General features: G+C 39.8%; 11 protein-coding genes. 7 read left to right on the top strand and 4 right to left on the bottom strand.

Features of this window, described 5'->3' with window-relative positions; all coding sequences use genetic code 11:
• Positions 1 to 59: 59 nt before the first annotated feature.
• The 3 genes from MKZ26_RS18430 to MKZ26_RS18420 all read left to right on the top strand — a co-directional run bounded on the left by MKZ26_RS18430 (position 60) and on the right by MKZ26_RS18420 (position 2,690).
• On the top strand, positions 60 to 1,205 hold the full coding sequence (locus tag MKZ26_RS18430; RefSeq protein WP_340767098.1) for a sensor histidine kinase: 1,146 nt from the start codon (positions 60 to 62) through the stop codon (positions 1,203 to 1,205).
• Positions 1,205 to 1,849 carry a response regulator transcription factor gene (locus MKZ26_RS18425; protein ID WP_338655113.1) on the top strand — a complete coding sequence of 215 codons (645 nt, stop codon included), beginning with the start codon at positions 1,205 to 1,207 and terminating at the stop codon, positions 1,847 to 1,849. The genes MKZ26_RS18430 and MKZ26_RS18425 overlap by 1 nt, the downstream gene beginning before the upstream one ends.
• Before the next feature lie 436 nt (positions 1,850 to 2,285).
• Entirely contained in the window at positions 2,286 to 2,690 is a 405-nt protein-coding gene (locus MKZ26_RS18420) for a hypothetical protein (RefSeq protein WP_340767097.1), read from the top strand.
• A gap of 108 nt (positions 2,691 to 2,798) precedes the next feature.
• Here MKZ26_RS18420 and MKZ26_RS18415 read toward each other — a convergent pair whose 3' ends face one another.
• Positions 2,799 to 5,744: an S-layer homology domain-containing protein gene (locus MKZ26_RS18415; RefSeq protein WP_340767096.1), complete on the bottom strand. Its 2,946-nt coding sequence runs from the start codon at positions 5,742 to 5,744 to the stop codon at positions 2,799 to 2,801.
• A 407-nt stretch (positions 5,745 to 6,151) separates the two neighbouring features.
• On the opposite strand from MKZ26_RS18415, the gene MKZ26_RS18410 reads away from it, so the two are divergent.
• The 3 genes from MKZ26_RS18410 (at position 6,152) to MKZ26_RS18400 (ending at position 11,898) form a co-directional block, all read left to right on the top strand.
• Positions 6,152 to 7,828, top strand: a complete 1,677-nt coding sequence (locus tag MKZ26_RS18410; protein ID WP_340767095.1) for a hypothetical protein — start codon at positions 6,152 to 6,154, stop codon at positions 7,826 to 7,828.
• Positions 7,829 to 7,894: 66 nt separating this feature from the next.
• Positions 7,895 to 9,319 (top strand): S-layer homology domain-containing protein, encoded by a 1,425-nt coding sequence (locus tag MKZ26_RS18405; RefSeq protein ID WP_340767094.1) that lies wholly within the window; start codon positions 7,895 to 7,897, stop codon positions 9,317 to 9,319.
• Between the two features lie 17 nt (positions 9,320 to 9,336).
• Complete coding sequence (locus tag MKZ26_RS18400; protein ID WP_340767093.1) at positions 9,337 to 11,898, top strand: VWA domain-containing protein; 2,562 nt, start codon at positions 9,337 to 9,339, stop codon at positions 11,896 to 11,898.
• A 246-nt stretch (positions 11,899 to 12,144) separates the two neighbouring features.
• On the opposite strand, the gene MKZ26_RS18395 is transcribed toward MKZ26_RS18400, so the two are convergent.
• The 3 genes from MKZ26_RS18395 to MKZ26_RS18385 all read right to left on the bottom strand — a co-directional run bounded on the left by MKZ26_RS18395 (position 12,145) and on the right by MKZ26_RS18385 (position 18,186).
• Positions 12,145 to 12,753, bottom strand: a complete 609-nt coding sequence (locus MKZ26_RS18395; RefSeq protein ID WP_340767092.1) for an Ig-like domain-containing protein — start codon at positions 12,751 to 12,753, stop codon at positions 12,145 to 12,147.
• 16 nt (positions 12,754 to 12,769) lie between these two features.
• Positions 12,770 to 16,174: a hypothetical protein gene (locus MKZ26_RS18390; protein WP_340767091.1), complete on the bottom strand. Its 3,405-nt coding sequence runs from the start codon at positions 16,172 to 16,174 to the stop codon at positions 12,770 to 12,772.
• 470 nt (positions 16,175 to 16,644) lie between these two features.
• Positions 16,645 to 18,186, bottom strand: coding sequence for a transglutaminase domain-containing protein (locus MKZ26_RS18385; RefSeq protein WP_340767090.1), 1,542 nt, complete (start codon positions 18,184 to 18,186; stop codon positions 16,645 to 16,647).
• 313 nt (positions 18,187 to 18,499) lie between these two features.
• Between MKZ26_RS18385 and MKZ26_RS18380 the strand changes: the two genes are divergently transcribed.
• Positions 18,500 to 19,552, top strand: a complete 1,053-nt coding sequence (locus tag MKZ26_RS18380; protein ID WP_340767089.1) for an acyltransferase family protein — start codon at positions 18,500 to 18,502, stop codon at positions 19,550 to 19,552.
• The last annotated feature ends 654 nt before the right edge of the window (positions 19,553 to 20,206 follow it).

Here is a 20,206-nt window from a genome sequence, read left to right as displayed (position 1 = left end):
CAGTAATCAGAAAGATTCTGGCTGATATATTAGAAGGATACACTCAGAAAGCTTCTACTTTGGATTTGGTACAAGCATGCGCTAATAATAACCCCATCGAAACGAATGATACCTATCTAGATACATTGAAGCACGGTATATCGCTGTTCCACCTAATGGATAATTCAAGCCCTCAAATGATAATGAAAGAAATAATAGCATTTATCATCAAGCTTACACATAGTGATGAAGCATTCTTTTGGTTAACGGACGTAAATCATCAAAATAGCTACCTAGCATCTTCTACGAGTAATCCCCATATTGAAACTGGCCTAAAAAAAGAATGGAATACTATACGTCTGGAGAATGAACTGTTTGTCAGTAAAATTAACGAGGATTGGTACGGGATGAAAGTCATTAGAACCTCCACTACTATCGGAGTTATTGGCGTTAAGATTTCCGGTTCAAGTGAGGCTAGAGAAACATTACTCTTCAATCGCCCTTTTGAGTTCTTAGCCGAACTTAGTGAAATAATGCTCGAAAGAATTCATACAGATTCAATGAAGGAGCAAATGATTGTAAGTAAGGAACAAAATCGTATCTCCAATGAAATCCACGACAGTGTTTCGCAAAGATTGGTCGGTATTGTTTATTCTCTGCACAGTTTGCAAACAAAAAGTAGAGGTATGACTAGTACTGAATTGAATGATGAATATCAATTCCTTTCACAATCTGCCAACACTACATTAAAGGAACTACGGTCGACGATATACGGTCTCAACTCGACGAAGAATGACGAAAAATCTTTTCAAGTTTGGCTGCAAAACTATTTTGACGAGTACGCACGGTTAAGTGATATACGAATTGATTGTCAAATAACGGGTGATGAAGCTTTACTATCCAGCGAATTAAAACAAGCACTCTATAGAATTATTTGTGAAGCTTGCGGAAATGCCGTTCGCCACGGCCAGTGCACGGCTATTGAACTCAGATTATCTATACTGGACGAGAAAACTGTATTGGAAATTCATGATAATGGAATCGGAATTAATTCGCATATATCCGAAGGCCAGCAGGAAAAAGGAATCGGTCTTTTCAATATGAGACGTCTTGTCAGTACTTTGGCAGGAACGTTTTTGATAAGTGGATTACACGGGATAGGGACAGAAATACAAATCGAAATTCCAACCGCAAAAATACTTGAGAAGGTCCAGGTGATTGGCTAATGCAAATTGTTATTGTCGACGATCATCCATTAGTAAGAAAAGGATTAACATCTATCCTTACTATAGATGGAGCAATTGAAATCCTAGGTGAAGCAGCAAATAGAAAGGACGCGCTAACTCTATTCCATGACACTACACCTGATTTGGCGATAGTGGATCTTCGCTTAGCTAATGAATCCGGTTTGGAATTAATTACAGAAGCGAAACAACAAGGAATAACCTGTAAATTCGTTGTGCTAACTTCATCGACGGAAGAGCACGACTTTAAACAGGCAAAAGAAATAGGAGTCGATGGCTATATATTAAAAGAGGCATTACCTGAAGAACTGATCCATGCCCTCGGAGTTATCGGCAGAGGTAGAAAGTATTATGATCCAGGGGTGTTTGATTTGGTGATAAAATCGAAGGAAAGCCCTTTTGAAAATGATAGGCATATCGAACAGCTAACACCGAAGGAAAAGGAGATATTACTCGAACTCGGGATGGGCCATTCAAATAAACAAATTTCACAGGCTTTATATATTACAGAGTTTACTGTAAAAAAACATGTCAGTCAGGTATTAGCAAAGTTAGATCTGGCCGATCGAACAAACGCGGCATTGTATGCCAACGCTAAGGGCTTGGTGGCGTATAGTGTGAATTGAATGTATGATATGTGCTAAAAACTCCCATGATTAGTAACTTCGTGGGAGTTTTTCTGTTGAATAGGTTTTTAGTAATCCGCTTTTCCACTCGAATAGAGACTGACGAGAGAGATATGATTGGTTGATGCTGTAACTTTATGCTCGATTGGCTTTAGATATAATCGGAGAATATCCGATATGCTCGGTCGGCCAATAGATATGATCGGTTATACAACTGTATGCTCGGTCGGCCGATGGATATGATCGGATGATGCAACTTTATGATCGGTCGCCCAAATATATGCTCGGTCATGCCGCATTCAACTTGTTTCCTGTTATTTTTCCACAGGCCAAACTACCGAACAAACACAGATTGGTTGGTTGGTGTTGAATAGGATGCCTTGCACTCCTCTATAATTGAGTCAACACTAATAAGATTACGATGATGGATGCTTACATGATTGAAACGCTTCGTGGCAATGGCTTATCAGATGATGAAATCATTACCAAAATTGCGCAGAAAGATATCGACTTTTGGGAGAACATGAAACCTGCTTACGATTTCAATGAACTTATTAAACTTTATGATCAAGATCCGCAAAAGTTCTTATCTATACTTTCAAATGGATATACTGTGAAATTCATCACAATAAACGGGTTGCATAACTTATTGAAACTGAAATTCGATAAAATCAAGGACCACGATTATCAACTTACGGATAGCGGCATCTCACACCTAAAAATTGAGCAACGAATATACCCTGTATTGAAACAGATGTTATCTAAAAACTGGGTTATTCACGAACTATCTGAGCAAAATAGCGACCAGCCGACTAAAGATATCAGTATTCTACTTGTGTGAGACACCCATCTTCACGTTTCATCATAGTTACCGCTTTTCGAATTGATAATAAAAAGTGCCTTCAGACTTTCAAACTGAAGGCACTTCACTATCAAAATATGACGAAATCTATTTCACCTTAATTACATTACCGAATATCGCATTAATCCCTTGGTGATTTTGGACGGGTGAATTATTATCGTGAATGAGTTTGACTGATAAATTACCTAAAGTGTTTAAATTCACTGGAATTGAATTCGTTACATTTGAAGAATAGTTTCCAGTATATAAATAGATGTCATCTGTATCATAGTTCCCGTTGCCGTTATTATCCAAATAATAGATACTTTGATTTGATCCACTAACCGTGGCCACCGAAGCATTGATACCTGTAACAAATACATTTGGATTTGCATTAGAATTGTAGACAGGAACAACTGAAGCAATTACATTTTTGTTTAAATGCTTACCATCCAGCATAATTTCTAAATCGTTCACATCCAAATTCCGAACAGCTTCATTAAAACTAAGCACTAATGAAGTACCATAAGCGTCAATATAGGCCTGGCTCAATTCCGGACCATATTGGTAACCGCCATATAGATAAATACTTTCCACTGCAGCTGATGCAATTGCGTTGTCTGCATTGTCCCGAATGCTATTGATGGAGAATAGCGCTTGTTTACTTGCTGGAATTCCAGTAGATGGGATATGGATTGTGACAGTAACAGTTGTTGCTTTATCTACCGCCCCTGTAAAATCAGTTGTCACAAAAGAACCCCATGGTAATGGGCTATTGTCCCATGTATAGTTATTCATTTCTTGCAAAGAGATCAAGTTTACGCCACTATCAAAATCTGTCACAGTATAAGTGACTGTTTGCTCAGCTCCATTTATTGCTGGATTGCTCTTGATTGCGCCAATAACGGGGCGAGTGCTATCCGCAGACAATGTATTTTGAACACCAAACGGCAGCATATCTGTTTTATTCGGATTTGGTGTGCTCGCTTTATCGACAACTGTATAAGCAGGTAGATGCAATTGATACGCTCCATTTGGCAAGTATCCAGAAATTGTCAACGTATTAGTAGTAATCCCTGCATTGCTAGAGTTCAAGGAAACCAGAGTAGATTTCCCCGTTTTCTGATCAATAACTGTCACGGAGTTCTGTCTACCTAGTACAATATCCTCTGTAAAACTAGCAACAATTTTGCCTTCCTTATACTCTACTGATGTCAATACAGGTGCAATAACATCCTTGCTTAGCGTAATGTTAGATGAATAAAGCGCCGTACCATTGCCGACAGTATCCTTGACATCAGCATCAATAAATAAGATTGCATTATAATTATTAGTAACAGGTAATCCTGTACCCGTTAAAATCACTGTATTGGCATTAGTACCCGCCGTCGCAGTTAGGTTTGTCACCGTTCCGTTCGAATAAACCAGACGTGCTCTTCCCGCGAATGAAGTAATACTCATATTTTTATCGTACGTAATCTCTACTCTATTTTCTCCTGTAACATTTACATTCGTCACAGTTGGCGCAACTGTATCTGCGGAAATTGTCACTGTTGTTTCTAACGGATTTGGCGTTAGAAGGTTGTTATTATAATCCTTAACATTCGTCAATTTAATTGTGGCAGTTGTGCCTGCTATGACCTGGATGTTAGAAGTGACATCCAAACGATTTGGATTCGTAGGATTATTAGCAACAGTTGCTGATCCATTATTGACATAAGCGACGACTCCAGCGGCATTCACTGGTTCGTCGAAAAATAGAGCAAAAGAATTCGTAGATGTCTTCGCAGCCGCTGATCCCGAAACGAGTTTCGGTGCTACTTTATCATTCGCTTTAACAATGGCAGTATGCTCCTCGAACTTTTCACCGGTTGCTGCTTTAATTGTTGCCACTGATTTGAACGCATACTCGCCGTCAAAGACCCAATTTGCAGTAATCGTCAATATTTTACCATCTTCGGACAATGAGCCATTCAGTTTTCCAGGGTTTACTGTTGCGCCCGTGACCATTGTAAATGCCATATTTTGAACTTCACCTGAAGTGTTTAATATCGTTGACTTCATAACAGGTGTTGCAAATTTAACTTCAACTTGTTTCGCGTTAATCGCTGTCACCTCGGTAACAAAACGATCATCCGCTGCATAGCCAAATGTGATGGCAATCGTTTTTTCTGCCTTCGCTTGTCCTTTTGTTAAAGTCACTACATAATTTCCAGCTGTTGTGCTTGCCACCGTTTTTGCTGTAACACCTTTTTCAGTAACAAGTGAAGTGACATAGGCTTGAACCGCCGCAAGTTTGTTGGCATCCGTCGCATCATTGCCGCGTGAAACAGTGACTGCCCCGGCTTTTAACTGGTTGAGTGCTACTTCCACTGCTACTTTATCTACATCTACAGGTATCGGTTTCGGCGCTACCATCGCTTCACTTCTGAAGACGAATGAAGCCATTTGGCCACGCGTCACAAGTGCATTAGGCGAGAACTTTGTAGGTGTTGTACCTGTTGTAATTTCGTTTGCACAAAGTGCTCGGACATAGTCAATATGCCATTGCTTATCATTGATATCACTAAACGGTAGTTTGACAGATTTCGTTCCTTCGAATTCGAATCCAAGCACAATGATTTTTGCCATTTGTGCCCTAGAAAGACTCGCGCTCGGTTTAAATGTGTTATCTTCATAACCGGAAATAACGCCTGCCTCAACAAGCGCTGCAATGTATCCATAATAGGGGCTCGTTTTGCTAACATCTTTAAATCCTGGATTTTTGACGTTCACTGTATCTAACTCTAGTGCAAGAGCTAATAACTTTGCAGCATCTTGACGGGTAATATTTTGGCCTGGTTTGAATGTGCCATCTGGATAGCCACTCATCATGCCCTTTGCAGTATAATTTGTAACCGCTTTATAAAAATGATGAGTTGGGATGTCCTTGACATCAGAAAACGCCGAGGTCGCCGCCTCTGTATTTACAGGCACTACAGCAACAAAAGCCCCAGTTGCAACTGTTGTTGCCAACATAGCTTTGAATGCTTTTTCATAACTTGATTTTCTCATTTTTAAACCCCCATGTAGTGTTGTCGTGTCCCCAAGTTACCATTCGATGTTGCTCACTCATAGTAATTTGTTAGGTTTTTATTAATTACTAGATTAAAAAAGAACAGTTCATTCCTAATTATCAGTATAATTTAATTGGAATTTTTGTGCAACTAACCCCTTATTATACTTCAGCTAAAGTTATTGGCGAACTATGACTTTTATATAAAAATTACGTCATAATCAGAGAAGTGTTTCATAAAAAGTTCTATTGTCTATGATTCCTATCAAATCCCCCCGAAAATTATCAGTTATATCCCACTCCCCTCTAACATTCTAGCCATTCACTCCGATATACTAGATATAAACCTACTATTATACATAGGCTCATGCTGCTAGTAGAATTTTTCACAATGGGGGTCTCACATTTGTTTAAAAACAACTCTTTTTTAATCGCTATTTTCGTTTTACTCTTTTCAAGCTTTTTCCTAGCTAATCCAGTCTTGGCCGATTCATCCGTTATAGGAACGTTTGTCAACGTCACGTATGACGAAGTGCAGATAGACAAAAACCTAACGGAAAGAAGATTGAGTAGCATCACCATCAAAAACGAACAAGGTCGTACGATGACTTTGTCGATTGACAAGTTTGCAACGCTTTCTGTCGATTCAGTTTCAACGACAATCGATGCATTTAAGTTCGGGATGGAAGTCGAACTAGACGTCAATTTACGCCGTGTAAAAGCGATGCGTGGTTCAACTGGAACTGCCCCTGCCAAAATTGAACAGCGCGATAAAGTGGTAACTGGGACTGTCAATCAGATTGACCCAAATGGTACGTTCCTATCGATTCGACTCGATAATGGACAGTCGAAAACCTACTATTTAAATAGTCAAACTGAGGTTGTCAAAGGAACCACATTTGTCGACTTAAGTGTGTTGTATGAAGGAGATCGCGTGAAATTGACTTTCTCTGAATATAATACGAACTCCATTCATTCCATTGAAATCAACGTACAAGGCATCAAAGTTGAAGCTCTCTACAAAGGGACCATCCAACGCATCGAACCGACAAGTAACAAAGTCATTATGAAAGATGAACAAAAGTTTTTGGATTGGAGATGGCAACCCAATACAGCACTTGGCATCAATGGCTTTAGCAATAGTAGCTACAGCTACTCGGCCAAAACACCAATTTACGTTGGCACTAAACTGATTCAACCTGATCGTCTTCGCCAGTATGCCAATCACGACGTTTACTTCGTCACTGTCGGTCAATTTGGCAAAGAAGTCATTGAAAAAATGGTTATTAAACAAAAGAATGAACGTACTTTTTATGAACCTATGACATTCGTCAATACAACTTCCAAATTGATTGGCCTTCAAAAAGCAGGATCCATTCGTTATCATGATGGGACCATTTTGATTCGTAATGGTCGTTTAGTTGACGCAACTAGTTTGCTAGCTAGCGGAACAGCTTTCGTTGCAACAGAAGGTAGCCAACAAAGCGAGTTCGCCAATGTTGTGCATATTTCGAATGACGGCTTTCAAAGCCCGAATTTAACGAATCACGGTATCTATTTCGGTCAGATTCATACAGCCGACGCCTACAACCTAACACTTACGAACGCAATGCTATTATCGAAAAATAATTACTGGCAACCTGAGTCAATGCCTACACTATCCTTCAGTAACGATACGGTAGCTGTAGAAGATTCAAAGGGCTCCATACGAACAATCATTCCACAACAAAACGAAATGCAAGACTATGCGAATAAAGGAAAATACGGTTATTTCTATGTGGAAAACAATCAAATCGTTGCAGCCCACATCATTGAACCGACTGCTCCAACAGCGACGATGGTCTCTGTCGGTAGAATAGAAGGCATTACACAATTTAATCCTGCGATTATCAGAATTCGCAATGTCAGCCAATGGCAGGATGGAATGTGGAAAGAAGCTGGCTTCATCTCAAGTATGAATATTGAGCAAGCAACGATTATCAAAGATGGCAAAGTCATCTCTGCGAAAGACTTACGCGTCAATGACCGTCTCTATCTGCTTCATGAATCGAAAGTAAAAGGCCGTATTCTGTTGGTCAATTAATTACGTGGAAGCGGGTGCCCAGTATCCGCTTCCACCAGAAAAGGATGATTCACTATTCAACAGTTAATGAAAAAACAAGCAATTTTTATGAGTGCGCTGATCATCTCGTTCCTGCTCATCGCACCTCGTGCCGAAGCAAAACCACCCGATTTCAATGGTGGCGTCCTAAACGAGTATACGTATGAAGAAGTATTCTTTTTAACAGGCTATCCCATTAAATTCACGGGAAAAGCAACTGTCTCTGAAAAAGAAGGCAAAGGACAACTAACCTCTACCTACAAAGTGACATTAACCAGTCCAGCCGGTGATAAACTGACCCGTAGTGCTGTCTACGTATCTGACCTAGACAAACGGGAGGATAAAGGGCAAACGACTGCCCAAACGTCTATTAAAAGTTTTTCTGAGAAAGTCACGGTTGGTACAATCACCTATACATTAGATGATTATCAATTTTCGCAAGGGGCTGTCAGCGACAACCGCCCCGCTTCAGATTATTATTCTGGTAATATTGTCGGCCGCAAAATTTATAAACTAACATCGAAGGATAAAACAAAAAAACTTGAAGACATTACTGTTCATGTGAGTGGACGCAATATGGGCTATGAAAACTTCTGGGGCGCCACAGAAACACAAATCATGGACAATGAAATTGTGACGCAATACGGGCAGGCTTTTGTCACAAGTAAAGTTTCAGATAGCAAATCGAAAACATTACAATACGAAGCACATAATCCTTCCCTATCCAGCTTTACGGGCGGACATGCTGTCATCAGTAAGTCAAATATGATTGGTGAGTATACGTATGATATCCCTTATGGTGCGGGTAAAGGAACAATTCATTTATCCCAAGAAAACGTACCCAAAATTGAACGACTTATCGTTCCAAAATTCCGCGACTTATCAAAACATTGGGCAAAAGATAATATAGAACGCTTGTATTCTCTAGGCGTATTTGATGAAAAATCACAATTTTTCTCGCCAAATACACCGATGCAACGCTATCAATATACAATCGGTGTATTAAAAGCTGTGGATATTCGTGTATTGGAACAACCTAAAAAGAGTAAGGTACCTAAAAAAGCCATTTTTAATGATTTAAATGCGAAAGATCTTGATTATCCATACATTGAAAGTGCTGTGGAAAAAGGAATTATCACAGGGGTTACGCCTAATCTATTTAACCCGGATGGGCCGATTACCCGAGCACAAGGCGTGGCAATTCTTATCCGCGCATTAGGCATGGAGGGCCGGGCACCAAGCCCAGGCTACAGAACAAATTATGTCGATAACAATAAAATTCCTAGTTGGGCAAAAGATAGTGTCTATGTAGCAACTGAACTTGGATTTGTCTCGGGAGATAACTCTAATCGTTTTAATCCCCATGATCCACTAACAAGAGCCCAGGCATCTGCACTACTTGTGCGTTTCCTTGATTTCCTGGAAAGTGATTTAAAACAAAACTATCGTGATGATATACTCTTTTTTGAGTAAAGAAAGGACGACGGTACATGACTTATTTAACAAAAAAGACGATTGCTCTTTTCTTTACACTCGCGTTTGTTATAGCCGCTTTCCCTGTTCTTGTTAGTGCAGCAAGCCCATTTAAAGATGTAAAAACGAACCACCCAGCCTACTCATCCATTGAATGGGCCTATAAGGAAGGCCTCACAAAAGGCTTTCCAAACGGCATTTTCATACCGGATCGGACGGTAACAGAAGCAGAATTTGTCAATATGCTTATCCGATTTGATTGTTCAGCGGCAGATTCTTCCAAGGCATCTACTGCTAACAATTATCGTTACTTACAAACCAAAAATATGCCTGTTAACGGCTCTAGTAATGTAAAAGCACGGGATTTATCGATTACCAAAGGGCAAGTTGCACGTATTGCAGCTGCCTTCCAAGGAGTCGATTTAAGCGAACAACGCGCCGTTCAGTATATGTATATCAATGATTTGGCGAATGGCGCCACTGGTAAAAATGATTATAAAGATTATGGCGCCAATCTCTCCATGACGCGGGCAGATGCCGTTGTTTTCCTAAACCGTTTGTCAGACGCAGGAAATTGCGAAATGGTTGGACTCAGCTATCGCGCGACGGGTAGCGATGACAAAACCATTACACTCCCACCTGCTTTTCTAGGTACTGGGACATCGGTGACGTTTAAGCCACCGACAGTCACTACACAACCACCAGTCGTCACACAGCCTACTGTTCCTCCTGTGTCAAATGTAGCTGTCGATATTGATGTTGACAAACCAAAATTAATTGCTAATGGAATTGATTCGACATTTGTTACCGTCTCATTGAAAGGCTGTACAAACGGCGGGACGATTGACTACGGGGACTCGCTGTCCTTCACAGTCAAATCAGCGCTTGGTGCACGGATTGATAGTGGGCAAACTGCTATTGAGCCGAAATACAATTTAGAAGAAGCCATACTGAATGCAGATGTGGCAGAGCTTAGATTTATAGCAGCACGAAATGAATTCCAGAACGCAGGAGCCAATCTCAAGTACTGGCAATCCGTGTTAGGTAATGGTGGAGGAACTGCACAAGATGTCGTTAGAGCACAGGAACGCTTGGGGGAAGCTCAGCGTTTGGCAACGATCGCGCAAACACAAGAAGAATCGGCACGTACCTATTTAGCAGAAGCTCGTGCGGAAGCTAACAATAGGCCTAGTAGTACAAGTGCTGTGAACATGACAGATGGTCCCGATATGATTGTCAAAGTCACTGCACCTAGATCCAGTCAATATCGTACGGACACGCTGACATTCCAGCTGAACCAGTCCAACATAAACTGTGATAACAAGCCCATTACAGTTAACTTGGATTATGCGCCACAAGCAGAATTAAGGCTTGAGATAATCTCTGGCAACACAGCATTCAATGGCACGCTACCGGCTAACGGGGCAACAGCCACACTGAAAGCAACCGTTGTCGCTCCTGGTGGACAAACCATTCAGGGCTACACTGGACGCGTTCGATTCCATTCCGTTCATGGTACTGCATTAACAAATGAGTATGTGTGGTTCTCAAATGGAGTAGCGACGACAACCATCACCTCTCCAAACACTACCTACTCGATTTCGGATGAAATCACTGCCGAACTCGAGGTTGTGGATCCATGGTATAAAGACAATGTCTCCTCTTTAGTGAACACAGTACATCGCATAAAAGTGCTTTATGAACCAAGGCTGCAAGCCGATACAAGTTGTAGCTCGATAGTTCCAGAAGTAGCATTCATCATCGACTCTTCGGGCAGTATGAGAGCTAGCGATCCATACGGCAAACGTATTACGAAATCACAAGAGTTAATGAAAGCACTCAATGCACAGAGAAATATTGCAGCACAATTTAATTCAAGTGGTCAATTACTACACCCTCAAGCTGATATTGTAGAATACGTGGCACCAACATTGGATAAAGTAGGGCAATCGGGCGGCACCAATATTTTAAATGGGCTAAGAACTGCATTCAACAAGTTCGAGCCAGGCAATGCACCGAAAGTCGCTATCCTGCTCACTGATGGGAAATCAAACGCAAAACAAACGTTGAATATAATTGCTGATGCCAAGCAGAAAAATATCAAAATTTACACCATCGGCTTGGGCAATAAAAAGCAGTTAAACGAAGCGCTATTACAGCAAATCGCTAAGGATACGGGCGGTCATTATTATCATGTAGCAGAAAGCAGTGAATTAGGTGCGGCCTACCAGTCCATCCTATCTGCCATTACATGTGACATCCCACCCGGCCCAACTTGTGCGCTATCTAGCCAAGTATTTACATCACCAACGCTAGAAACAGTAGGCAATGAATTTTTCATGAACACGTATATCAACGACAACTGTGGACAAATTACCCGCGTCGTATTACGTTTCAATTCCTCTGAAGGAAACATTGATTATGAATTAGCGAATCGAAATTTAGCTCTAGGATACTTCTCCCTTAAAAAAGGAATTTATGAAATCAACAATTTCCACCTGCTCCAAGAAGGCGTCTTCCTCGCTTATAATGCTAAAGGTGAGTTGGTTGGCGAAAAACGTGTTCAGATGACAAGATGATAAATGATAGAAATGAAATGACAAGAAGTGTAGACCGAATTTATCGGTCTGCACTTCTTTTTTGATTACTTTTAGCAAGCTTATTGCGTGAGGCCAACAACTGTCAAGAGATGATAATTTCATTGAATTCATGCATATACAGAAAAAAAGGAGCTTAGTCATAATGAATATGACTGAGCTCCTTTTATTCAATTGTCGTTTACTTGCTAGAAAACGACATTATAAGAATGCGATTTAAAAGTCAAACTATTCATACTTGTGCTGTTTCGTTCCAAGACTTTTACCACTTTCATCATAGGCGTAGATAGTAACCGTCGAGCCTGGTTTAGCATCGAAGAGCGTAGCCTGGTAACGATTATTTCCTTTGTAGCGCATCTCTTCAGTACCCACTTTTACTTTGTGGACATCCGGACTTCCCGTTACCGTGAGGGTCGTAAGATAACCGCTCGTTAGACTTTGAACCGCTATAATTTTTTCAGTCGGATTGACGACTCGGAATGGCACTTCGACAGACGTTTTTAATGCCTTACCCTCATTTGCCCTGACAGCTCCCGTAATCATCAGCATATACTGCTTACCCACTTCGTAAGGAACTTTCGGAGATACTTGTACCGTATTCCCATTGCCCGTTAACTGTAGTGTTACGGGGTGCTTACCTTTTCCATCTAGTATATAGACACTATCAGTCGTTAAGGAGCTGCCATCTAAAGGTATGTTGAATTTGATTTCCCATGCCTTGTTGACGTCATCGATTGGTTCAAAATCCCACTCTTTAGCAATCCCTAACTGACTCGATGTTAACAAAACGATAAACATCGCCAAAAAAGCGACTAGCTTTCTTCTTTTTTGTTTCAAGTTTTTTACCCCTTTCTTACTGTGTAACTTTTAGCTCGTCAATTGAATAATACTTTAAAATTTCTTTCAGCAAGGACTTGTCTGTCAAAATATCGTAGACCAAGTAAGAGCCTGTGTAATCTTTTTTAGGTATCTCATTATACGTTTTACTACCATTGCCGATTTTCTTGTAAATGTCTGCTTGTAATGGCTTGGAACTACTATCGAATACCGAAACTTTCAATTCGCTGTTTTTGGGAAGGTTCTTATAAACAACAGTATATTTATTACCGGCCTTTACCACCGTTTCTACAGGTTGTCCCGTAATAGTTAGCTCAATTTTTGACACATCGCTAGCTGTAGTCACTTCAATTGTTGTAATGCTTGGTTTTACTTTATCTGAACTTGGGAGTTCAATAGAGTTTACATAAATGGTTTCTACTTTTTTATTGGGAACAATGACTCGTTTTTTAGTCGTTATTGCATCCGCAAGTTCTACAGCATTTAGTTCACCTAGGGATTTGTCACTTGCTGTATTAGTTGGTAGGGTAATCGTCAATTTACTTGTGGCTGCTATATCCGTTTTATAATCCACCAAGATGGACTTTGGAATCACAACATCTACTACCTGGTTTCGAATGATTGAATAGCCAGGGACAGCAGGTAATGTAATCTTTAATACATTGGAAGAAGTCAATTCAAATTTTGCTTTCGAGCTGATTTCCTTGCTAAGGAGTGCCCATTCTTTTGTTTGATCTGTGACAGTGAAGCCTTTTAAAAGGGCAGTCTTTTTACTATTGTTCGATGTTAGAGTTGGGTCCCATGTGGTACCAGTCAAAGTGATTGACAATGTCCCGTTTCCTGCTTTGATTTGATCATTGGAAAATGAATTGTTGGTAAGGTTCGCTGTAGCAACTGCTCCAGTTGTAATTTCTCCATCAACCGCTATAGTTTTACTTCCCGCGTGATTGATAACCCAATCCGGAACATTCAATTTAATCGTGTCCACTGTATTAGAATTGTAATCAGGTACAGGAGGTAATTTTATAGTTATTTTATCCTTCGTAATCTTAATACTACTTTTCGGGTCGGTTTTCAACGCATTCTCTATCTTAAGCCACTCTGAACTGTTACTATCAAAAAGATCATTTATTAGGGTAACTTTCGTAGTTCCTTCAATATCTAGTTTGTCATTTAACGTTGCATTTTTCAACGTAATCGTGATTGTTTTGCCGCCCTTTTTAATATCTTCCTTATCAAGAGCCAGGTCTTTTCCACTCGGTAGTTCGGCTTTTACTGCTGAGATTTTGAATGCTGATTTAACAGGGATTGGGTTACTTGAAACAGACAATAATTCGGCAGGAATATCCAATTCAGCTATTGCATCATCTTTCAATGAGAAGCCGGCATCGGCACCTAATGTAATCGTCATGACGGTATCACTTGTTCTTACGACTGTCGTCGGAGTCGAAGGCAAAATAGCCGTATTACTTTCATCTTTATTTAATGACAGGATTCCTGCTGCATCGTTCAGAGTGAATTTACTCATTAGTAGGTTCACAGTATTCCCGGGTGAGACTTTCTGTGTAGCTGCATCTTTCGCCCAGATATCGTTTTTCAGTGTAATGGTAATGACCTTGCCACCTTCGACAATGTCGAATTCATTGGTGTTGGAAAGAATCGTGCCTGAAATTGTTGGGGTTTGAGTTTTAACTGCTGTGACGGTGAAAGCATCAAATTCAGTCAAATAAGGTGTAGAAACAGGTAATCCGCCCGTATTTGGGTTAAATTTAATGACTTCTGAAGTACCTGGCACTTTAAATCCAGCAACCGGCGGTAATGTAATGGTTACGACTTCACTACTTGTTCTTACTACATTTGCCCCTGCATCTATGATTGCTGTGGCTGTTGTATTAGTAGTTCCCCAATTAAAACCACTAAGCAGTTTTTCACGCTTCACCTTATTTGTTGCTATGTCATCTTCCCATTTCTCATTAACCATTGTAACAATAATGGTCTTGCCACCTTTTATGATATCCGCTTGGGACACATTAGCTGTGACAGTTCCTGAAATGAGTGCTTTTGGTGTTGCTTTAATTTCAAAACTCACTGAATTCAAGTCCACATTATCTTCTAATAGTTGATGAGGGACTGTGAGTGAAATTTTTTGGTTAGCAGTTAGGTAGTAATCTTTGACTTCTGGAAGAACAATACCTACCTCTTTATCACTTATTCTTGTTACATTAGTACTTTTTAAAGCCTCTTTAATCATTTTCCATTGCTCCGGCTGACTTTCCGCTACAAGAGCATCGATTAGAGCATTTTTCTTTTGGTCTGTAAGGGTGCTATCCCACTTCGCATTACCATTTAGCTTTAGAACGATTGTTGGATACAGCGTCGTAGACAACGGCTGCGACTTTATTTCTGCTTCATCAATTTGTTTTTGAATTGGAATTGGAATTGGAATTGGGCTTAAACCTGTAATTATCTCAAGACTTGAAGCAGTACTTGGTTTAATATTAAAAGTCATCTGGCCAATAACTTCAGTAAGCGTGTTCCCAATTTTCTCATTCTCTACTTCATCGAAAGTAATCCCGTTATTCAAACTACTAACTACATCAACCAATTTAAGAGATTTAAGAGTAACTACCTCCGCGTCTAGACCACTAGGAAACGCCGGTAGAACAATTCTCAAGGTGCGGTCTCCATTTACCAAATAGACAACATTATTCGGATTTTCTTTTTTAAGTTCTTTAGCAATATTTGATACTGTTCCACCAGGAGTTTCTAAAGCATCTAGTATGGAATTCCATCCAGAAATCGTTCGTACTACTGTCTCGTCCCATTTTGCATTTATCAAGTTGAGCTCTATTGCTTTACCGCCTTTTTGTATATCTGTTGGAGTCGAATTTAATATGCTGCCCCCTACAGAAATTTTTGGTTTTGCATAGATTGTGAAATTTACTTGCTCAACAGATCCGTACCAGTTTTCAATTAAAACTGGTGAAATATCCATAGTCACAACTTGATTGTCTTCAATTAAATAAGTACTTTGTTTTGGTACAGTAATTGTTAAAGTGTCTGTTCCACCACCTGTAATAGCTATTACTGAATTTAATAAAAGAGACAACATTCCGGGTTTTTGATTTGTTGTCATTCCTTGCAAAAGTATACTTTTAAGTTCTGTATTACTGTCGATTCCAGCAACCCATTTGTTTCCCGTCAATTTCAACACTATCTGGATATCATCTACTGAACTATTAATTTTCCCCTCAGTTATTACCTTGCTAGTACCAACTTTCGTCTCAAGTGTAACACCTATCGTCCCTCCATCTGCTGCAAACGTCATTGACGGTAGTACCGTAGATAGTACGAGCATAAATGCAAATAGTGGTAACAGGATGGTGCTTAATCGTTTTTTAGTATTCTTGATTGTTTTCATTTGTTTGCTCCTCTTTTTCATAGTGTGTGGTGGTAAGGTTGCTTCGTCTCCAAGGGAAATGATATGTATGTAATATCTTAGTACCCAGTTCATCTCCTATCTAGTTCATCGGTAATTATTCCTAGTTATTAAGATAAAATCCCATATTTCATTTTTATTAGTGGAATCCCAAACGGGTTAAGTTCAAAATTCAAAAGAAATTCATCTTTTTCATGTGAAGCCAAAAACGCGTATCCCTTATTTTTAGGGATACGCGTTTTAGTATTCGGTGAACAACTTATACCTCACCCGTATAACGAACAATTCTAGCGAAGGAGCGACAAGTGTGAGCCGATGCAATGAGACCGACAGTGGTCTTCTGGCGGGCTTATTGCATAAGGCCATCACCAAGCGACTAAGCGGTATTGGAAGAACATTCCACTTCTTATTCGAAAATGATTCAAGACCGAACGAGGGCCTTAAACGGTTTATCATTTTACGACGAATGGCATGACAACACCTTTTGTTAATGCTTTTCCTGTATTGGATCTGATACTATTTTCTATGACGACAAAATAGCGATTTCCTAGTGAAAAGCTACCGTTGTTCTGCAGTTGAATAAATTGTTGATTTTCGACAACCGGTTTGATGAACGACAAGTAATTTCCTTCCGCATCTACGATATAGACAGCTTGATTGTTCACCGTCGAATTATTGACTGGTGCATTCATCTTAATAAGCCATTCTTTTTTCAAATCCGTCGTTTCTTTTTCATCCCACATCTCGTACTTAGCCGGATCAAATGTAATGGCACTACTAATTTTCACTTTTTCCAGTGAACCATCTTTTGAAGTGAAATACAAATATGGTTGTTCGATATAGAGATTGGTTGAACTCGTTTTGTTCAGTTCCTTTACATTAGTCCCATCCGTCCCTATCTCTGTCAAGTGCGCGCCATTGGAATAGTTGCTAAAGTAAACCTTTCCACCAAATGCTGTGATATATTGAGCCATACTATCAGTCAACTTTGTTTTTTCTTGCGTCAACAAATCCACTTTATACAGCTTATTACCGTCTGTTTCATCGCTATAATAAACTACATCATTTAATGTATAAGCGGAAGTGACACTGTGCATAAAAGAATATTCCGTACTTGTTGCGACAGGGAAATCCCCTTGCTTCCATGAATGATCTTTCTTTAACTGATTGTCCGTAACAAGAAAGTAATTATAGTAAACTTGTGCTTTTCGATTCGGAGTAGGGTCATTCCATGTTGTATCAAGGTTGTACCATTTCCCATCAACCTTGACGAGATTCCACGCATGTCCAATCCCCCCCGCTTCCCCCGTTACATAATGTACATCAAACCCAAGATTATTGAGCATTTTATAAGCGAGAAGAGCATAAGCCTGGCAAACACCCTGTTGTTCATTCAGTATCGCATACACACTATGCGGGCTTGCCGCTGTATCGAAGCTATATGCTGTATTGAGGACGATAAAGTCATTGACCGCTTTCACTTTTTGAAACTCGTTCATGCTCGGTTCGGTGATTTCACCAAGTATCCTTGCAATTTCACTATCTACGAATTGCTCCTGCTGTTTATTTGTTAGGTAGCTGTTTGAAAAATTGATTGTCACATCATTTACATAACCTTTATAGGTCCAGCTCCAGCTTGCAAGTGTTCCATGCAGATATTCATCCTCCACGAGTATCTCGTCTAATATGGATTGCAGATCCGCTTTCAAATTCGCTGTATCCCCTTTGTAATTAATCGAAAATCTTTGCTCATAATTTTTGAATCCGCTGTAAACAGCAGCCTTCAAATCTGACAAACTATCAGCAGTATTATTACTTTCAATTAAAGCTGCAACACGATATGTCGGCTCGTCCACACTTGGTGAAATTACATTGTCATCTGTCCAGTTATCCGAAGCGGTAATAATCTCTTTATCTGAATCCGCAAAAATAGAAGCTGGCATCCATACGAGTAGAGCCATTGTAACTATCAGTAGTTTAATTAATATCTTCATTCTTCCATCATCTCCCTTAGATACATTATACCTATTCCTCGCGAATAATTAAGCCTAAAGAAGTTTCTTCTGTTTCTATCAATAAATATACAAGGCATACATAATCTCTCGCCCAGCTATTCACCAAACATAACGGCGTCACCAGACATTCGTATTAACCATTCAAAATAGAAAGTTCCCCGTAATAAATTTAGTAAATATCCCAGGTATTTCTACCTTTCTTTCATTCCCGAGTCAATTCTGTTACATTCCGTTTCCAACTACTGATACGTTGTACACTAGATATACGTCAATTTTCTTGTGGAGTTTGATTATGAATAAGAAACGTTTATCCTGGGTGGATGTCACCAAAGGATTTTTAATGATTCTTGTCGTCATTGGTCATTATCCTGGACAGCTCGATTTCCCACTGGCGAAGTATATCTATTGGTTTCACATGCCAGCATTCTTTATTTTAAGTGGTTTGTTTTTTAAGCCTGTTATAGAAAAGGGCTTAATGAAACTTTCAATTCAAAAACGGTTTATGCAATTGATTGTCCCCTATTTGTTTTTCCTCGTCAGTATTACGCTGATTCGTTACGGGATAGAAATTGGTTCAGGCAATATGGATCTATCATGGTATGTAAATGATTTGTGGACACTCGCTGTCGGCGGACGTTTTGCACGTGGTGCATATGGTGTATTCTGGTTTGTAACTACGCTATTCTTTACGTATTTGTTCTTCTTATGGATGACAAAATACTTTAGTCGTACGAAACAAATTATTATTTTGGCTATCTTTTATAGTATTGCCCATTTAGAAAGTTTGTTTGCAATGCGCGTCATTGGTGGATCACCAGATACTGCGTCTCAAACAATCCCAATGATTTGGAACATCGATGTTGCACTCATGGCAGTCGTCTATTTTTCACTCGGTTATTATATGAAGAGTATTTGGATGAACGTTTCGAAAAGATGGTTAACCGCGGGATTGATCGGTAGTGTGACAGCAGTTTTACTTGATAACTTTAATGTAATTGACTATCATTTGAGCATGAAATTTTTGCGTTATGAACATTTCGTTTTAGATTTGATCATTCCACTTTCATTCACACTTGTATTGGTGGGCGTATTCCAACTCATCGCTACTCAACTGTCACTCAATTGGCTGCAAAGGATCGAGAAGCACTCCCTAACGATTATGTACTTGCACATCTTTACAGATATTTTGTTAAATGATTACTTCACATATGGCATTATTGGATTCACAGCATTTGGATTAGTCATTCCAATCGTAGTTTCAATTATCATTCAAAAATTGATACCACATGGAAAGCTACTCCTTGGTGGATTTTCTCAAAAAAGGCCACTACCCATTCAGCAGTAGCACACTAAAATCCGTACTAGATAGTCGGCACTGTACAAATAGAATATTATTCCAATACCGCTTTGTCGCTTTGTGATGGCCTCACGCAATAAGCCCGTCAGAAGATCACTGTCGGTCTTATTGCTCCGGCTCACACTCGTCGCTCCTTCGCTAGATTTGTTCGATATGCCGGTGAGGTATACCACCTAGTTAATTCTAAATAAGTAGTACCGAATATATAGTGCGCGATCAACAGGTATATCTCTAGGCATTCGCGCATATACTGCTAATCACAGAGAGGCGGCACTCCTCTGTCCCGCACGGGGGCACTTTCGACGGAAGGTGAAAAAGAATACCAAGCATAATCTGACTGGAGATTGTCCAGTAGTGCCGCGTAATACATAGCTTAGGAACAGCAAAACCAGCCATTTACGATCTTGGCTGGTTTTGCTTTGTACTTTATATTATTTAGTTAACACGTCTGATGATTAACCATTCATCTACCTAAAATGCTGGCGAAAGGGCTTGAAAACAGCCATTTTCACTGGACTATTTCTGGCGCGTCCCTACACTATTCAAGTGAAAAATGCAGTTGCTTTGAAAGAAAAGAATAGATAACTATCTATAGAGTCGATAAGTGCCCGAAGATGTAATTTCGGGCTCTTTAGCACGTCG

This window comes from Sporosarcina sp. FSL K6-6792 (assembly GCF_038004885.1).
Taxonomy (GTDB): Bacteria; Bacillota; Bacilli; order Bacillales_A; family Planococcaceae; genus Sporosarcina; species Sporosarcina psychrophila.
Note: the sequence above shows the minus strand (reverse complement) of the source record. Positions and strands in the feature narration are given on the sequence as shown.